This is a genomic window from Actinomadura latina NBRC 106108 (genome assembly GCF_001552195.1).
Classification (GTDB): Bacteria; Actinomycetota; Actinomycetes; order Streptosporangiales; family Streptosporangiaceae; genus Spirillospora; species Spirillospora latina.
In genome coordinates this window covers 673,038-688,902 of sequence record NZ_BCQS01000003.1, presented here as the reverse complement: position 1 = coordinate 688,902, position 15,865 = coordinate 673,038, and the positions used below count along the sequence as shown (strand labels likewise).

The window sequence follows — 15,865 nt, the reverse complement described above, 5'->3', positions numbered from 1 at the left end:
CGTCTCCCGCTCAGTCCTCCGCGTCCCCCTTCCACTCCTCGAACCTGCGGAGCAGATCCGCGTCCTCGTCCCGCCAGCGGCGCCGCCTGTCCTCCAGTTCCTCCTCGGTGAGCGACTCGCGGAGAAGCCGGTCGTAGTCGGGGTCGCCGGGGCCGATCTCGACGTAGGCGTCGGCGATGATCCGTCCCTCGCGCGCCTCCGGCCCGGACTCGTCCGCGTCGGCGACGACGCTGTGCGGAACCCGGAGCGTGCCGTCGGGGAGCCGGATCACGTACATCGTCGACCACCCTCGCCGTCTGCCATCGCGGTGTCCTAGATCCCGTACCTGCGGTTGAAGAAGAGCATGACCTCAAGCGCCGTCCTGATGTTGCCGGCGAGCATATCCACGAGCGCGGGCCGCTGCCGGGAGGAGATCGCGGCGAACGCGTCGGCGAAGAACTCGCGGCGGCCGAGCGCGTCCGGCTGCCTGTGGAACGCGCTCGCCAGATGCGGCCGGCACTCCTCGTACAGCTTGACGAAGGCGGGGCTGTCGGACGTCCACTCGCCGTCGTCGCCGTCGATGTCGTCGAGGGCGTGCCCGACCTCGTGCAGCATCACGTCCGGTGTCGGGGACGGCCGGTCCCCTACGACGATCTTGCGGTCGCCGTACGCGCCGGCGCAGATGTCCCAGGTCGCTCGGCCGGACGGCAGCGGACGGTCGCGCAGATGGCCCATGTCGTCCAGCTGGGGGACGCCGCCCGGCCCCACATAGATGCCGTCGAGCCCGGCCGCGAGCTTCTCCTTCAGCGCCTCCGGCAGCGACGCCAGGCTGTCCACGGCGCCGATGACCTCGGGTGTCGGCGGCCCGTCCCGCACGTCCCACTGCCGGTACAGGACGCTCTCCAGCACGCCGCAGTGGCGGCGGCCGTCGGCGACGTGCGGCATGCCCGGCGGGTACGGCTCGACGCGGACCCGGTCGTCCTCCAGCTCGAAGTCGCTCCACGAGTAGTCGGCGGCGCGCGGCCGCCCGTGCCCGCGCCGCGCGAGCCTGCCGGTCAGGCCGCGCGGCCCGCCGGCGGTGTCGGCGCCCGCCAGCGCGGGGCCGTCCGGGCCGTTCACCGCGAAGTCGTCGTCGCGGCCCGCCTTGCGGAACCGGCCGAACCGGTCGCGCGGCTGGTTGCTGCGCGGCCGCACCTGCCCGGAGTCGGGCGGGGACGGCGCGTAGGCGACCTCGTCCCGGGCCGTGTCGGCCCGGAACCGGCCGCCGCGCGGCGCCTCGCGGGTCCGCTGCTCCCGGGGCTTGCGGTGGACGCCTTTGAAGCGCATCGGGCTCCTCTGTCTGCGGGCCCCGTGGACGTCGAGCGGCGTGCGCGCCGGACCGGGCCCCGGAGGCAGGGTAAGCCGGAACCCGACACGCCGTCATCCCCCCGAGTAACGAGCGTGCGCTAAGCCGTTCCTCCCGAGGGGGGACGACCCCCCGCACCCCCCGGGTCCGCTTCGCTCAGGCCGTTCCTCCCGAGGGGGGACGACCCCCCGCACCCCCCGGGTCCGCTTCGCTCAGGCGTAGGAGTGCAGGCCGGAGAACATGTAGTTGACGCCGAAGAAGTTGAACATGAGCGCGGCGAACGCGATCAGCGACAGGATCGCGGCCTTGCGGCCCTTCCAGCCGGAGGTGGCGCGGGCGTGCAGGTAGGCGGCGTAGATCACCCACGTGATGAACGACCAGACCTCCTTCGGGTCCCAGCCCCAGTAGCGGCCCCACGCCTGGTCGGCCCAGATCGCGCCCATGATGATCGCGGCCGTCCAGATCGGGAAGGCGAACGTGGTGACCCGCATGGAGAGGCGGTCGAGGCCCTCGATCGACGGCAGCCGGGACAGGACGCCGCCCTCCGCCGCGCCGCCGCGCGACTCCGCGCGCTCCTTCACCAGGTAGAGGATCGTGGCGGCGCCCGCGACCGTGAACGAGCCGGTCGCGATGATCGCGGCGGTCACGTGCAGGGCGATCCAGTAGGAGTTGAGCGCGGCGGTGACCGGGCCGACCGAGTCGTAGAGCCAGATGTTGGCGACGCCGAGCGCGATGACCGCGGCGACCATGACGAACGCGCCCAGGAACCGCGCCTTGTACCGGAACATCACGACCAGGAACGCGGTCACCGCGGCGAGCGAGATGGCGGTGAGGAACTCGTACATGTTCCCCCACGGCCACCGGTTCGCGGAGAGGCCGCGGGTCACCAGGACGCCGAGGTGCGCGCCCCAGCCCAGCACGTTCAGCAGGACCGCGAGACTGGCCCAGTCGACCCGGGGCCGCTCGGACTCGCCGTCCTCCGCCGCCTCCGTGCCGCCGGCCGCGGTCTCCGCGCCCGCCGCGCCGACCAGGACCTTCGCTTCCGCCGGCGCTTGCGCGGCCGCCGTGCGGCGGCGGCCGAAGCCGAGGTCGGCGGCGTAGGCGACCATCGCGACGATGTACAGCACGACGGTGGTCAGCATGAGCTTGTCGCTCAGGTTCGCGAGGTCGGCGTTGCTCACCTCGTCACTCCTTCGTTTCGGGGGCCGACCCGGGTTCCTGATCGGCGTCGGGATCGCTCTCACCGGGCTCGGTGCCGGGCTCGGTGCCGGGCCCGTCCTCCGGGCCGGGCTCGTCCTCCGGGCCGCGCAGCGCGGCCACGACTTCGTCGAACTCCGAGGTCGGGTTCCCCAGCGTGAGGCCGCCGACCTCCACAACCGTACGCCCGTCCCTTCCGGCGCTCGCACGGACCCACACCCTGCGCCGCCGCACCGTGAACGAGGTCGCCACGCCGAGCACGGCGAGGATGGCCGCGATCAGCGCGGGGATGCGTCCGGGGTCGTGGTTGACCGACAGGCTCGTCCACTCCTTGAGCCCGTCGAACGTGATGGAGCCCGCGCCGCCGGGCAGCTCGAACGTCTCCCCCGGCTCCAGCAGCTTCTGGCCGCCCTTGACCGGCTGGAGCGTCTTGCCGATGCCCTCCAGCTTGTAGACCGACTGCGGGGTACCGGAGTCCAGCCCGATGTCGCCCTTGAACGCCGTGACGGTGACGACCGGGCGCAGCGGCGCGGGGAACGCCGAGATGATCTGCTTCCCGTCCTCGCTGGCGGTCGCGGTCGGCCACAGGATCGCGTAGAAGGCGAGCTGGTCGGGCTGCGCGTCGGGGGCCTTGATGACGCCCTCGGACGTCAGGTTGCGCGGCTCCATCCCCAGGAACGGCACCGAGTCCTGGAAGGCGACGTTGCCCTTGGCGTCGCGGACGGTGAACACCGGCGCGTACCCGTGGCCGAGCAGGTACACCTTCGTGCCGTCGACCTTCAGCGGATGGTTGATCTGGAGGTCGTAGGGCTTCTCCTTGGCGTCCGGGGTGGAGCGGTAGCGGATGTGGGCGTTGAAATCGGTGCCCATGCCGCGCTTGTCGCCCTCGGTCTCGTACTTCGCCTTGAAGTCGTCCAGCGTGATCGTGAAGGGGGCCAGGTCGCCTCCCTCGAACGCCCGTCCCGGCTGGAACTGGTCGTACAGGCCCAGCGAGTTGGCGAACGTCTTGCCCTCCATCAGCAGGACGTTCCCCCGGTAGCCGAACAGGTTGCCGAAGCCGAGCGCGAACAGCAGCCCCAGCAGCGCGAGGTGGAACAGCAGGTTGCCGGACTCGCCCAGGTAGCCCTTCTCGGCGGACGCGGCGCCGCCGGAGACGTCCACCCGGAACCGGCGCCCGCGCAGCACCGTGCGCGCTTCGGCGAGGACGTCCTCGGGGGACGCGTCCGTCTCGTACGCCGCCGACTGCGGCAGCCGGCCCAGGTTGCGGGGCGCCGCCGGCGGGCGGGCCCGCATCGACTTGTAGTGCTTGACCGCGCGCGGCAGCACGCAGCCGGCCAGCGACACGAAGAGCAGGATGTAGATCGCCGCGAACCAGGGCGCGGCGAACACGTCGAACATCGAGAACCGGTCGAGCCACGGGCCGAGCGTCTGGTGCTCGTCCAGGTAGGCGACGACCTTCTCGGGCGCCTGGCCCCGCTGCGGCAGGACCGACCCGGGCACCGCGCCCAGCGCGACCAGGAACAGCAGGATCAGCGCCGTGCGCATCGTGGTGAGCTGCCGCCACGCCCAGCGCAGCCAGCCGAGCGGCCCGATCCCCCTGGGGCGCGGCACCTCCTCGGGGGCCTGCCGCGCGGCGGGCGCCTCGGTACCGGTCTCCGTTGTCTCAGTCATCTCAAATCACCGGTTCGAAGCCGCTGATCCACGACTTCAGCTCGATGGTCAGGTTCCCCCACAGGCCGCTCACCAGCAGCACCCCGATGAGGACGAGCATCCCCCCGCCGATCCGCATGACCAGGGGGTAGTGGCGCTTCACGGCGCCGAACGCACCGAGCGCCCGGCGGTAGGCGATCGCGGTCGCCACGAACGGCAGGCCGAGGCCGAGGCAGTACGCCAGCGACAGCAGCGCGCCCCGCCCGGCGCTGGCCTCGGTGATCGCGAGGCTCTGCACGGCGCCGAGCGTCGGCCCGATGCAGGGCGTCCAGCCGAGCCCGAACAGGACGCCGAGGAGCGGCGCGCCGGCGAGTCCCGCCGCCGGCAGGCGCCCCGACTTCACCGTCCGCTGCAGGCCGGGGATGAACCCCATGAACGCGAGGCCGAACACGATGGTGACGACGCCGAGGACGCGGGTGATCGTGTCCTGGTACTCCAGCAGCCACCGCCCGAGGCCGCCGAAGACGAGGCCGTAGCTGACGAACACGACGCTGAAGCCCGCGATGAACAGCAGCGCGCCGGCGAGGAGCCGCCCGCGCCGCTGCTCGGCGAGGTCGGCGCCGGACATCCCGGTCACGTACGACAGGTAGCCGGGGACCAGCGGCAGGACGCACGGCGAGGCGAACGAGACGAGCCCGGCGAGGGCCGCCAGCGGCGCCGCGGCCACCAGTGACCCGTTGACCACCGTCTCGTTGACGCTCACTTCTCTTGGACGATCTCGGCGACCAGGGGATTCAGCTTCGAGTACGTCGTCGCGCCGATGATGCGGGCCGCGACCCGGCCCTGCCGGTCGAGGACGAGCGTGCTCGGGATCGCACTCGGCGGGACCTCCCGGAACGCCAGCGTGACCTGCCCGTCCGCGTCGAACAGGCTCGGGTAGGTGACCTTGAACTTGCGCTCGAACGCCTGCGCGTTGGCCTTGGAGTCCTTGAAGTTGACGCCGACGAACTCGACGCCCTTGGCCTTGTTCTCCGTGTAGACCTGCTCCAGCGAGGGCGCTTCGCCGCGGCACGGCGCGCACCACGACGCCCAGAAGTTGACGACGGCGACCTTGCCCTTGAGCTCCGACAGTGCGAACGCCTTGCCGTCGAGGCGCTCCCCGGTGACGTTCTGCACGCTCTTCCGCTTGGCGGGCGCGTAGTGCGTCACGTTCCCGTCCCCGGATATGAAGCGGTTGTCGCCGCCGTCCGGCCCGCTCCCGGCGGCGTTGGTGCCGGCGCAGCCGGCGAGCAGCCCGCACAGCGCGACGGCGGCCGCGGCGGCGCGCAGCGGGGAGATTCGGGGGCTCAACGGACCCTCCTACTACTACAGGACGTAGTACACAACTTAGCGGTGCGGTCAGGCTCCGGCGACACTGGGTCCCTTCGCGATCCCGGCGGCCGGCTCGCAGTAGGCGACCTCGACGAGCCTGCTGCCCTCGAACGTCAGGCTCGTCAGGCTGGCCAGGCCGCACTCGCGCCGGCTCGGGTGGTGCCACAGCCGGCGGCGCTCGGCGTGCAGCCGCAGGATCCAGATCGGCAGCTGGTGGCTGACGCACACGGCCTCATGGCCGCGCGCCGCCGCCCGCGCCCGGATCACGGCGGCCCGCATCCGCGCGGCGAGTTCCCGGTACGGCTCGCCCCACGACGGCGTGAACGGGTTGACCAGATGGCGCCAGTGCTCGGGGCGGCGCAGCGAGCCCGCTCCGGCCCCGAACGTCAGCCCCTCGAAGTGGTTGTCGGCCTCGATCAGACGGTCGTCCACGGTCACCGGCAGGTCCAGCGCGTCCGCGAGCGGCGCGGCCGTCTCCAGCGCCCGCTGCATCGGCGAGGAGAACAGCGCGGTGACGTCCCGGTCGGCGCACCACTTGGCGGCGGCCTTCGCCATGAGGACGCCGTCCTCGCTGAGGCGGTAGCCGGGCAGCCGCCCGTAGAGAATGCCCTCGGGGTTGTGCACCTCACCGTGCCGCAGCATGTGAACGATCGTCGTGTCAGTCATCGCGGTCAGGGTACCCGCGCCGCACGCCCGTCCCTTCCTCGCCCTGCTGGCAAGGGCGCCGCTCAGATGCGGGTGGAGTCGACGAACTCGGCGATGCTCGCGGCGGCGCGGTCGAGGTCGGCCTTGGCGGGCTGGACGTCCCCCAGGCGCTGGATGAACCAGTAGGTCAGCGCCGCCTTGCAGATGCCCGCGTGCGCCGCCGGCGCGACGCAGGTGATCGGCCAGGCCACGCCGTTCGTCGTCAGGACGGACAGCTCCGCCTTCACGGCGGGCGACGGCGGGAGATCGTCGGTGCCCGGCCCGCGGGTGAGCACCGCCTGGACGCCGGGGACGCCCGTCTCCAGGGGCTGCCGGGTGGACAGGATCGACGTGCAGTCGTTGCCCTGCGCCCGCTCCTTCCGCGCCTGGGGGGAGTCCGGGAAGTACTCGCAGAGCTGGCTCCGGATGCCGCCGATCGACCCCTGCCAGTTCTGGCCGACCTGCGCCGTCCCGAAGTCGCCGACCGTGCTGGAGCCCGCGTTCGCACCCATCGACCCCTCGCACTGAGCCCCTGCGGGACCGATCAGCAACCCTTGGCCGGACCGGTACACGGCGGCGTTCTTCGGGAGCTTGACCTGGGCGGGGAGCGTCACCTTCGCGGGGCCCCCGGACGGTGTGGTGACCCCGCCCAGCGCCTGGACGACGCAGGGCCGCACGTCCGCGACGGTGGCCGCGGCCTTCGCGGTCGCGGTCGGCCTGGGCGCCGGATCCTGCTCGGTGAGCTGCTGGACCGCGATGGCGCCGGCCCCGACGACCGCGACCGTCCCGACGGAGACGGCGGTGAGCCCGGCGCCGCTGCCGAGGAACGCCTTGACGGCCGAGCCACCGGCGATCTTCGCGGTGGTGGCCGCCGCACCGGCCGCGGAGCCCCCCGCTCCGGCGGCGGAGGCCGCGCCCGCCGCGCCCGCCGCCCCCGGCACCAGCCAGGCGGCGAGCGGGAACAGCGCGGCGAGCGCGACGGCGCCGGCGGACAGGGCGTGGACGCCGCGCGACTCCCAGTCCCCGCCGTAGCTCTCCCGGGCGGTGCGTTCCAGCTCGTCCACGAAGAGGGAGGCGCCGCCCGGACGGTCCTCCGGCGCCTTGGCCATGCCGCGCAGGACGAGCGGTCGCAGCGCCTCCGGCACGGCCTCGACGGGGATCTCGCCGGTGAGGTGGGCCCGCATCAGGCCGGCGCGGTCGCCGGCGTAGGGCCGCTGCCCGGTCACGCACTCCACGAACACGCAGGTCGCCGCGTACACGTCGGACGCGGGCGTGGCCACGTGCCGGCTCCACTGCTCGGGCGCCATGTAGTACGGGGTTCCGGCGCCGCCCGCCTCCTGCCCGGCCGGTGCGGCGATGCCGAAGTCGACGAGGCGGCTGCGCCCGTCCGCCGGGACGACGACGTTCGCGGGCTTGTAGTCGCGGTGGACGACGCCGACCGCGTGGGCGGCGGCGAGCCCCAGCAGCGAGCCCTTGAGGACGGCCAGCGACGCCTCCGGGCCGAGCGCGCCGTGCCGTTCCAGCAGTTCCTTGAGGGAGACGCCGTCGACGGCCTCCATGACGATGGCGGTCGTCTCCGGGCCTTCGACGAGCCGGAACAGGCGCGCCACGTGCGGGCTGCCGGCCCGGCCGAGCATCAGGGCCTCGTGGCGGAGCCGCTCCCGGTCGGCCTCGTCCGCCCGGGTGGCCAGGTACTTGATCGCCACCGGCGTGCCGGACGCGTCGTGCCGGGCCAGCACGACCCGCCCCTGGGCGCCGGCACCGAGCTCGCGCACCTCGGTGTACCCGTCGACCCGCCACTCCCCGTCCACGTGCCCCTCCGCAAAGTCCATGATCGCGATGAACTTACCGAACTGGGGTTATTTGCGGCGAGCCGTCCGGAAATGCATTAGTTAAGGACGGGCACGACCTCCGGGACGCCGGCCGGGACGGCGGCGCGCAGCGCGGTGACGGCCGCGCGGATCGCCGGGCGCCGCGCCGCCTCCTCCCGCCACACCGCGTACACCCGGCGCGAAAGCGGCGCGGACAGCGGCACGACCGCCACGCCGGGCGGGACGTCGCAGCGGCCGAGGCGCGGCAGGATCACGTTGCCGAGCCCGGCGGCGACCAGGGACAGCTGCGTGGCGAACTCGTAGGCCATGTGGTCGATATGGGGCTCGCTGTCGACGGCGCGGAGCGTGCGCAGCAGCCAGTCGCAGCAGATGCTGTCCGGCGAGGAGCTGATCCAGGGGTCGCCGGCCAGTTCCTCGAGGTCGATCGTGTCGCGCCCCGCGAGCGGGTGGTCGGCGGGCAGCGCCACGTCCGCGACGTCGTCGCAGATGACGCCCTTGTGGAGGCCCTCGTGGAAGGGCAGCGGCTCGTTGTTCCAGTCCTGGACTACGGCCATGTCGATGTCGCCGCGCGAGACGAGCGGCATGCTGCGCATCGGGTCCTCCTCGCGGAGCTGGACGCGCAGGTCGGGGTGGTCGGCGCGGAGATCCCGCAGCGCCGTGGGCATCAGCCCGCGGACGGCGGTGGGGAACGCGGCGACGGTGAGCTGCCCGACGACGGAGCCGCGGTGCGCCTCCAGGTCGGCCTGCGCCTGCTCGACGAGGGACAGGATCCGCTCGGCGTGCGCGACGAGGAGCTCGGCGGCGTCGGTCAGCCGCACGCCGCGGCCGTTGCGTTCGAGGAGCTTCTGCCCCGTCTCCCGCTCCAGCTTCGCGAGCTGCTGGGAGACGGCCGAGGTGGTGACGTGCAGGACGTCGGCGGCGGCGCTGACCGAGCCGTAGGTCGCGACCGAGTGGAGGGCGCGCAGCCGTTCGAGATCAAGCATGAAGCAATACTAAAACGAGGTGTCAAGCATTACTCGCTTGTCCTAAATAAAATGCGCGGCGACGATCGGGGCATGAGATCGCGCCACGTCCTGCTGGCCACCGTGATCGCGGCGCTGTGGGGGTTCAACTTCGTCCCCATCAAGGTGGCCCTGGACGACTTCCCGCCGCTGCTGATGGCCGCGCTGCGGTTCACCGCCGCGGCGGTGCCCGCGGTGTTCCTCGTCCGCCGGCCGCCCGTCGCCGCGCGCTGGTTCGTGCTGATCGGCGTCCCGCTCGGCGTCGGGCAGTTCGGCCTGCTGTTCATCGGAATGAGCATGGGCATGCCGGCGGGTCTCGCGTCCGTGGTGCTGCAGGTGCAGGCCGTCTTCACGGCGCTGTTCGCGGGCCTGCTGCTCGGCGAGCGGCTCAGCGCCCGGCAGGTCGCCGGGATGGTCGTCGCGTTCGGCGGCGTCTCGCTGCTCGGCGTGGCGCAGGCCGAGGGCGGCTCCCCGGTGGCGGCGTTCCTGATCTGCCTCGGCGGCGCGGCCGGCTGGGGCCTGGCGAACGTCGGGATGCGGCGGATGAACCAGGTCACCGAGCAGCCGGTCGACGCGTTCGGGTTCATGGTCTGGATGTCGCTGGTGCCGCCCGTCCCGCTGTTCGTCCTGTCGCTGATCTTCGAGGGGCCGGGGGCGCTGCCGGACTCCGCGCGGCACCTGTCGGTCGCCGGGATCGCGTCGCTCGCGTTCATCGCCTACGTCGCCACGCTGTTCGGCTTCGGCGCGTGGGGGTGGCTGATACGCCGGTACGAGGCGGGCACGGTCGCCATGTACTCGCTGCTCGTTCCGCCGTTCGGGCTGCTGTCGGCGGCCGTCCTGCTCGGCGAGCACGTGACCGCGACACGGCTCGCCGGCGCCGCTCTGATCATCGCGGGCGTCGCCGCCGGGAGCATCCGGCTGCCGTCCCGCATGCGCATCGCGCCGGCTCCGACCAACGAGATGACATGAACAAGCGAGGTGACATGACCCTGCACGGAATCCACGCTTCGCTCGTCACGCCGTTCACCCGCTCCGGGGAGGTGGACGCGGAGTCGCTCGGACGGCTCGCCGCCCACTGCCTGGAGAACGGCGTGGACGGCCTGGTCGCGCTCGGCACGACCGGCGAGGCCGCGCTGCTGACCCCGGAGGAGCAGCGGGCGGCGCTGGAGGTGTGCCGCGCCGTCTGCGACGAGCACGGGACGCCGCTGATCGTCGGCGCCGGGACGATGGGCACCGCCGACTCGATCCGGCAGACGCGCGAGAGGGCCGCGTTCGCCGACGCGCTGCTCGTCGTCGTCCCGTACTACCTGCGCCCGTCGGACGAGGCCGTCGTCGACCACTTCGCCGCCATCGGCGCGGCCGTGGACGTCCCGCTCCTCCCGTACAACATCCCGTACCGGACGGGGAAGCACCTGTCCGCCGGCACGCTCCTCAAGATCCTGGCGCTCGACTGCGTCGCCGGCATGAAGCACTGCGCGGGCGGCATCGACGCCGACACCCTCACCATGCTGGCGTCGAACCCCGGCAAGGCGGTGCTGTGCGGGGACGACGCGTACATCTACCCGATGCTGCGGCTCGGCGCGGCCGGGGGCATCGCCGCGTGCGCGTGCCTCGCGCCGTCCGCCTACGCGGCGATGTTCGCCGCCACGCGCCGAGACGACGCGCTGGCCACGCACAACACGTTGCTGCCGATGGTGGAGGCGCTGTTCGGCGAACCCGCCCCGGCCGTCCTCAAGGCGTGCCTCGCCGAGGTCGGCCTGATCGACGACCCGGCGGTGCGCGCTCCCCTGCGCGCACCGCGTCCCGAGTCGGTCGCCGCCGCCATGAAGGCGTTCCAGTCCCTCTAGGAAAGCCTGGCTAGGAGGAAGCCCGGGCCGCGGCGCGGGCGGCGTGCGGGAGGGCCTCCAGGACGCGTCCCAGCGCCTCCTCGTCGTGCGCGGCCGACAGGAACCACACCTCGTACGCGGACGGCGGCAGGTACACGCCGTGCTCCAGCGCGGCGTGGAAGAACGCGGCGTACGCCTTGGAGTCCTGGCGCTGCGCGGCGGCGAAGTCGCCCACCGGCGTCTCGCTGAAGAAGATCGAGAACAGGTTCCCGGCGTGCTGCAGCGAGTGCGGGACGCCCTCCCGCTCCAGCGCCTCCGACGCGGCCTTCGACACGGTCTCCGCGGACCGGTCGATCGCCGCGTACACCTCGGCGGTCGCGTTGCGCAGCGTGGCGAGCCCGGCGGCCGTGGCGAGCGGATTTCCGGACAGGGTGCCCGCCTGGTAGACGGGCCCGGCCGGGGCGAGGTGGTCCATGACGTCGGCGCGCCCGCCGAACGCGGCGGCGGGCAGCCCGCCGCCCATCACCTTCCCGAACGTCATCAGGTCGCCCGCCACGCCCTCGATCCCGAACCAGCCGGACCGGGAGGCACGGAACCCGGTGAGGACCTCGTCGACGACGAGCAGCGCCCCGTACCGCTCGCACAGCCGCTTCAGCAGCGCGTTGAACCCGGTCAGCGGCGGCACCACGCCCATGTTGCACGGGACGGCCTCGGTGATGACGCACGCGATGTCGGTACCGTGCTCGTCGAACGCCGTCTCCGCGGCGGTGACGTCGTTGTACGGGAGGATCAGCGTGTCGGCCGTGGTCGCGCCCGTGACGCCGGGCGTGTCGGGCAGCCCGAACGTCGCGACGCCCGACCCGGCCGCGGCGAGCAGCGAGTCGACGTGCCCGTGGTAGCAGCCCGCGAACTTCACGATCTTGGTGCGCCCGGTGAAGCCGCGCGCCAGCCGGATCGCCGACATCGTCGCCTCCGTCCCGGAGTTGACGAGCCGGACCTTGCCCGCCGGCGTCCGCGACACGATCTCCTCGGCGAGCTCCACCTCGCCCTGCGTCGGCGCGCCGTAGGAGGTGCCGCGGCCCGCCGCGTCCCGCACCGCCTCGACCACGGCCGGGTGCGCGTGCCCGAGGATCAGCGGGCCCCACGAGCACACCAGGTCGACGTAGGTGTTCCCGTCGGCGTCCGTCAGGTACGGGCCGCGCCCGGACGCCATGAAGCGGGGCGTCCCGCCGACGGCGCCGAAGGCCCGCACCGGGGAGTTGACGCCGCCGGGAACGACCCCGGAGGCGCGGTCGAACAGCTGCTGGGAGCGGTCGATTTCAGTCACGGTTTCAGTCTCTCAGTTGCAGTTCGGGAACTTGCCTTGACCTCGCGGCGTACGGGCCGATATTCCACCAAGTACGACATCGGAGGGATGGGCTTTCAACGTGGTTGACGGCTGGACGGTCCCGGGTTTCACCCATGAGCGGGAGCTGGGCGGCGGAGCCTCGGGCCGGGTGATGCTGGCGGTCGACGACCAGACCGGCACGAAGGTCGCGATCAAATACCTCGACGGCGCGCTCGCGGCCGACGAGGCTTTCCTCGCGCGCTTCCGCGCCGCGGCGCGCCCGCTGTCACAACTCGAAGACCCCAACGTGGTCGACTTCTACGACTTCGTGGAGTCCGCGGACGGCGCCGCGATCGTGATGCAGTGGGTCGAGGGCGTCAGCCTGCGGCGGATGCTCGCCGCGCAGGGCCCCACCGGCCCGCTCGCGGCGCTGTCGGTGCTGGGCGGCGTCCTGCTCGGCCTCGCCGCCGCGCACGACCGCGGCGTCGTGCACGGCGCGCTCCGGCCCGCGAACGTCCTGCTGGACGGCGACGGCAACGCGCAGCTCGCCGACTTCGCCACCGCGCCCGCCGGCACCGAGGTGCGGTTCGGCGCGCAGTACGCGGCGCCGGAGCTGTGGGACGGCGAGCCCGCCACCGCCGCCACCGACCTGTACGCCGCCACCGCGATCTTCTACGAGTCGCTCACCGGACGGCCCCCGTACGCGGGCCGGAACATGGCGCGGCTGCACCGCGAGGCGCCGATCCCCGCCGAGGAGGTCCCCGGGCCGCTGCGCGAACTCGTCCTTCAGGGGCTCGCGAAGGAGCCGGGAGAGCGTCCGAAGTCCGCCGCCGACTTCCTCGGCGCGCTGGAGGACGCGGCCGTCTCCGCCTACGGGCCGTCGTGGGAGGCGCAGGGCCGCGGGCGCCTCACCGAGCTCGCCGCGCAGGCCGCGCTGCAGCCCGAGCCGCCGAAGCCGAAGCCGGCCCGCAGCAGCGGACGCAACCCGGTCGTCGCCGGCAAGCAGTCCGGCGGCCGGTCCCGGACGCGCTGGATCGCCATCGCCGCCGCCGTCGTGGTCATCGCCGGCGGCGGCGCGGGCGCGGCGGTGCTGCTGAAGGACGAGGCGAAGAAGCCGCCGCCCGAGCCGACCCCGGCGCAGAGCAGCACCCCGCAGCCGACGCTGCCCGCCGGCGGCGTCGACCCGGCGCCGCTCATCGCCCAGATCGACCAGGCCGTCGCACAGGCCCCCGGCGCCGCGTTCAGCTACCGGCAGACGGGCTGCTGCGGCTTCCCCGTGACCAGCCGCGGCACGCTGGAGCTGCAGGGCGGGCAGGCCTCCTACTCCATGACGCTCGCCGGCTCGGGATCGGCCCGCAAGCCGCTGCCCGCCGTCGTCGTCCAGAACCGGCTGTACGTGCGCGTGGGCAAGAAGTGGAAGTCGTCCGCGCTCGGCGGCCGCGGCTACCCGGCGGCGGCCGACCAGGTCCGGCAGGGCAGCTCGGTGACGAACCTGACGACGCTGCTGCGGTCGGCGACGAAGCTGACGCTGGCGGGCGGGATCTACACGGGCGAGGCGCCCGCCGCGCAGCTGGCGCAGGCGCCCGGCCTCGGCCCCATGTACGCGCGGATGGCGCAGGCGACCGGCGCCCAGGAGATCGCCTTCGCCATCAAGCTCGACGCGGGCCACCGGCCCGTCGCGTTCTGGGTCCGCGCCGGGCCCGAGAAGGGCCGCAACCAGATGCAGCGCGGCTCCTACTCCAAGTGGGGCGCGAAGCCCGCCGTGAAGGCGCCGGGCCGCTAGCTCAGGCGTCCTCGCAGGCGTCCGCGAGGACGCCCAGGAGGCGCAGCGGGTCGGGCAGCGCGTCCCGGCCCGGCGGCCGCAGCCAGGCGACCTCGCGCCCGTACGGCAGGACGGACGGCGGCGCGACGACGTAGCTGTCGCGGCAGTGCCACCGCATCCCCGGCGTCTCGGCGACGTCCTCCGGCAGGGTGTCGAGATGGCACGACCACCACTCGTCCTCGTCGGCGGGCGCGCCGCGGGTCGCGACGAAGAACAGGTGCCGCTCGCCCCCGAACGACGCGACCGGACCGACGGGGAGGTCCTCCCGCTCGATCCGGTCGAGGGCGATGGCGCCGGCGGCCGCCGGGACGTCGAACACGTCGAAGACCCGGCCCGTCGGCAGGATGATGTTGGCCTCCGGGCGCTTCCCCCACCAGCGTTCGATCACCTCGGGGTCCACGCCGGCCTGATGCGCCCAGGCCGCCGATACCGGATGCGCGCCCGGGTCGGGACACCCGATCCGGTCGCACGAACACGCTCTGTCAGCGCCGACATGGGCGCCGGGAAAGCACGGCCACCCGAAATCGGCGTACTCCCGCGCCGCCGCGGCCATCCGGTTCCGTGCCGCCTTCTGCCGCCTGTGCCCCGTGACCGCCAGCATGTCGCCCCCCAAATAGCCCAAGGTCGCGCGTTGGGTTCCTGGTTACCGATGATGCCCGCCGGGGTCACGCCCAGACACGGCGACCCCTGGAAAACGACCCTAAGTAACTAGGGGCGTCCCGTCCCACCCCGGGACAGCGGCAACACGGAACTCTGCCAGCACAACACGGCATGCCCGCGGAGGGCGCGCCCAGCGCCCGGCTCGTGACGAGGGTTCCAGGGGGTCGCCCCCCCGGGCTAACAAAGCCGGGCCGCCTCCGTGGCCCAGTAGGTGAGGAGCATGTCGGCGCCGGCGCGGCGGATGGACACGAGCGACTCCATGATGGTGCGCTCGCGGTCGATCCAGCCCTTCTCCGCGGCGGCCTCGATCATCGCGTACTCGCCGCTCACCTGGTAGGCGGCGACGGGCACGTCCACGGCGTCGCGGACGCGGCGGACGATGTCGAGGTAGGCGCCGGCGGGCTTCACCATGACCATGTCGGCGCCCTCGTCGACGTCGAGGAGGACCTCGCGGAGCGACTCGGCGGCGTTCGCCGGGTCCTGCTGGTGGGACGCGCGGTCGCCGAACCGCGGCGCGCACTCGGCGGCGTCGCGGAACGGGCCGTAGTACGCGGAGGCGTACTTCACCGAGTACGCGAGGATCGCGGTGCCGGTGTGGCCCGCCTGGTCGAGGGCCGTCCTGATCGCTCCGACCTGGCCGTCCATCATGCCGGACGGACCGACGACGGCCGAGCCCGCCTCGGCCTGCGCCAGGGCGATGGAGGCGTAGCGCTCCAGGGTGGCGTCGTTGTCGATCTCGCCGGAGTCGGTGACGATGCCGCAGTGGCCGTGGTCGGTGTACTCGTCCAGGCACAGGTCCGTCATGATCACGGTCGCGTCGCCGAGGTCGGACGCCAGGTCGCGCAGCGCCAGCTGGACGATGCCGTCCGGGTCGTCGGCGGCGGACCCGGTGCCGTCCTTCTCGGCCGGGATCCCGAACAGGATGATCCCGCCGACGCCGGCCTCGGCCGCCTCGTGCGCCGCCTTGCGCAGGCTGTCGCGGGTGTGCTGGAACACGCCCGGCATGGACGCGACGGGCTGCGGCTCGGCGATGCCCTCCTTGACGAACATCGGCAGCACGAGGTCGGCCGGCGCGAGCCGCGTCTCGGCGACCATCCGGCGCAGCGCGGGCGTACGGCGCAACCGCCGCGGGCGCGCGACGGGGAACTGTGCGGACATGGAATCCCTCTGT

15 protein-coding genes are annotated in these 15,865 nt (G+C 73.2%); 3 read left to right on the top strand and 12 right to left on the bottom strand.

Annotated features, from left to right (window positions below; all coding sequences use genetic code 11):
• Positions 1 to 10 precede the first annotated feature (10 nt).
• The 9 genes from AL2_RS04020 to AL2_RS03980 all read right to left on the bottom strand — a co-directional run bounded on the left by AL2_RS04020 (position 11) and on the right by AL2_RS03980 (position 9,041).
• Complete coding sequence (locus tag AL2_RS04020) at positions 11 to 277, bottom strand: hypothetical protein (protein ID WP_067629201.1); 267 nt, start codon at positions 275 to 277, stop codon at positions 11 to 13.
• Between the two features lie 35 nt (positions 278 to 312).
• Positions 313 to 1,305: a hypothetical protein gene (locus AL2_RS04015; protein ID WP_067629199.1), complete on the bottom strand. Its 993-nt coding sequence runs from the start codon at positions 1,303 to 1,305 to the stop codon at positions 313 to 315.
• Between the two features lie 231 nt (positions 1,306 to 1,536).
• Complete coding sequence (gene ccsB, locus AL2_RS04010; RefSeq protein ID WP_067629197.1) at positions 1,537 to 2,505, bottom strand: c-type cytochrome biogenesis protein CcsB; 969 nt, start codon at positions 2,503 to 2,505, stop codon at positions 1,537 to 1,539.
• 4 nt (positions 2,506 to 2,509) lie between these two features.
• Complete coding sequence (resB, locus tag AL2_RS04005) at positions 2,510 to 4,192, bottom strand: cytochrome c biogenesis protein ResB (RefSeq protein WP_067629195.1); 1,683 nt, start codon at positions 4,190 to 4,192, stop codon at positions 2,510 to 2,512.
• 1 nt (position 4,193) lies between these two features.
• Positions 4,194 to 4,934 (bottom strand): cytochrome c biogenesis CcdA family protein, encoded by a 741-nt coding sequence (locus AL2_RS04000; protein WP_067629193.1) that lies wholly within the window; start codon positions 4,932 to 4,934, stop codon positions 4,194 to 4,196.
• Positions 4,931 to 5,521 (bottom strand): TlpA family protein disulfide reductase, encoded by a 591-nt coding sequence (locus AL2_RS03995; RefSeq protein ID WP_067629191.1) that lies wholly within the window; start codon positions 5,519 to 5,521, stop codon positions 4,931 to 4,933. The genes AL2_RS04000 and AL2_RS03995 overlap by 4 nt, the downstream gene beginning before the upstream one ends.
• A gap of 48 nt (positions 5,522 to 5,569) precedes the next feature.
• Complete coding sequence (locus AL2_RS03990; protein ID WP_083945907.1) at positions 5,570 to 6,208, bottom strand: histidine phosphatase family protein; 639 nt, start codon at positions 6,206 to 6,208, stop codon at positions 5,570 to 5,572.
• 62 nt (positions 6,209 to 6,270) lie between these two features.
• Positions 6,271 to 8,058 (bottom strand): serine/threonine-protein kinase, encoded by a 1,788-nt coding sequence (locus AL2_RS37220; RefSeq protein WP_157437997.1) that lies wholly within the window; start codon positions 8,056 to 8,058, stop codon positions 6,271 to 6,273.
• A gap of 56 nt (positions 8,059 to 8,114) precedes the next feature.
• Complete coding sequence (locus AL2_RS03980; protein WP_067629187.1) at positions 8,115 to 9,041, bottom strand: LysR family transcriptional regulator; 927 nt, start codon at positions 9,039 to 9,041, stop codon at positions 8,115 to 8,117.
• 72 nt (positions 9,042 to 9,113) lie between these two features.
• Here AL2_RS03980 and AL2_RS03975 point away from each other — a divergent pair, with 72 nt between their 5' ends.
• Together AL2_RS03975 and AL2_RS03970 are read left to right on the top strand one after the other, a co-directional pair.
• On the top strand, positions 9,114 to 10,028 hold the full coding sequence (locus AL2_RS03975; RefSeq protein WP_067630288.1) for an EamA family transporter: 915 nt from the start codon (positions 9,114 to 9,116) through the stop codon (positions 10,026 to 10,028).
• Positions 10,025 to 10,906: a dihydrodipicolinate synthase family protein gene (locus AL2_RS03970; protein WP_083945906.1), complete on the top strand. Its 882-nt coding sequence runs from the start codon at positions 10,025 to 10,027 to the stop codon at positions 10,904 to 10,906. Before AL2_RS03975 ends, AL2_RS03970 begins: the two co-directional genes overlap by 4 nt.
• 10 nt (positions 10,907 to 10,916) lie before the next feature.
• Here the strand turns inward: AL2_RS03970 and hemL are convergent, their stop codons facing one another.
• Positions 10,917 to 12,212 (bottom strand): glutamate-1-semialdehyde 2,1-aminomutase, encoded by a 1,296-nt coding sequence (hemL, locus tag AL2_RS03965; protein WP_067629183.1) that lies wholly within the window; start codon positions 12,210 to 12,212, stop codon positions 10,917 to 10,919.
• Positions 12,213 to 12,312: 100 nt separating this feature from the next.
• On the opposite strand from hemL, the gene AL2_RS03960 reads away from it, so the two are divergent.
• The gene (locus tag AL2_RS03960; RefSeq protein WP_067629181.1) at positions 12,313 to 13,995 is read left to right on the top strand and encodes a serine/threonine-protein kinase; all 1,683 of its coding nucleotides are present in this window, start codon (positions 12,313 to 12,315) and stop codon (positions 13,993 to 13,995) included.
• A gap of 1 nt (position 13,996) precedes the next feature.
• Here AL2_RS03960 and AL2_RS03955 read toward each other — a convergent pair whose 3' ends face one another.
• Both AL2_RS03955 and hemB read right to left on the bottom strand, forming a co-directional pair.
• Positions 13,997 to 14,587: a bifunctional DNA primase/polymerase gene (locus AL2_RS03955; RefSeq protein ID WP_369688481.1), complete on the bottom strand. Its 591-nt coding sequence runs from the start codon at positions 14,585 to 14,587 to the stop codon at positions 13,997 to 13,999.
• A 284-nt stretch (positions 14,588 to 14,871) separates the two neighbouring features.
• Positions 14,872 to 15,852 (bottom strand): porphobilinogen synthase, encoded by a 981-nt coding sequence (hemB, locus tag AL2_RS03950; protein WP_067629177.1) that lies wholly within the window; start codon positions 15,850 to 15,852, stop codon positions 14,872 to 14,874.
• Positions 15,853 to 15,865 lie beyond the last annotated feature (13 nt).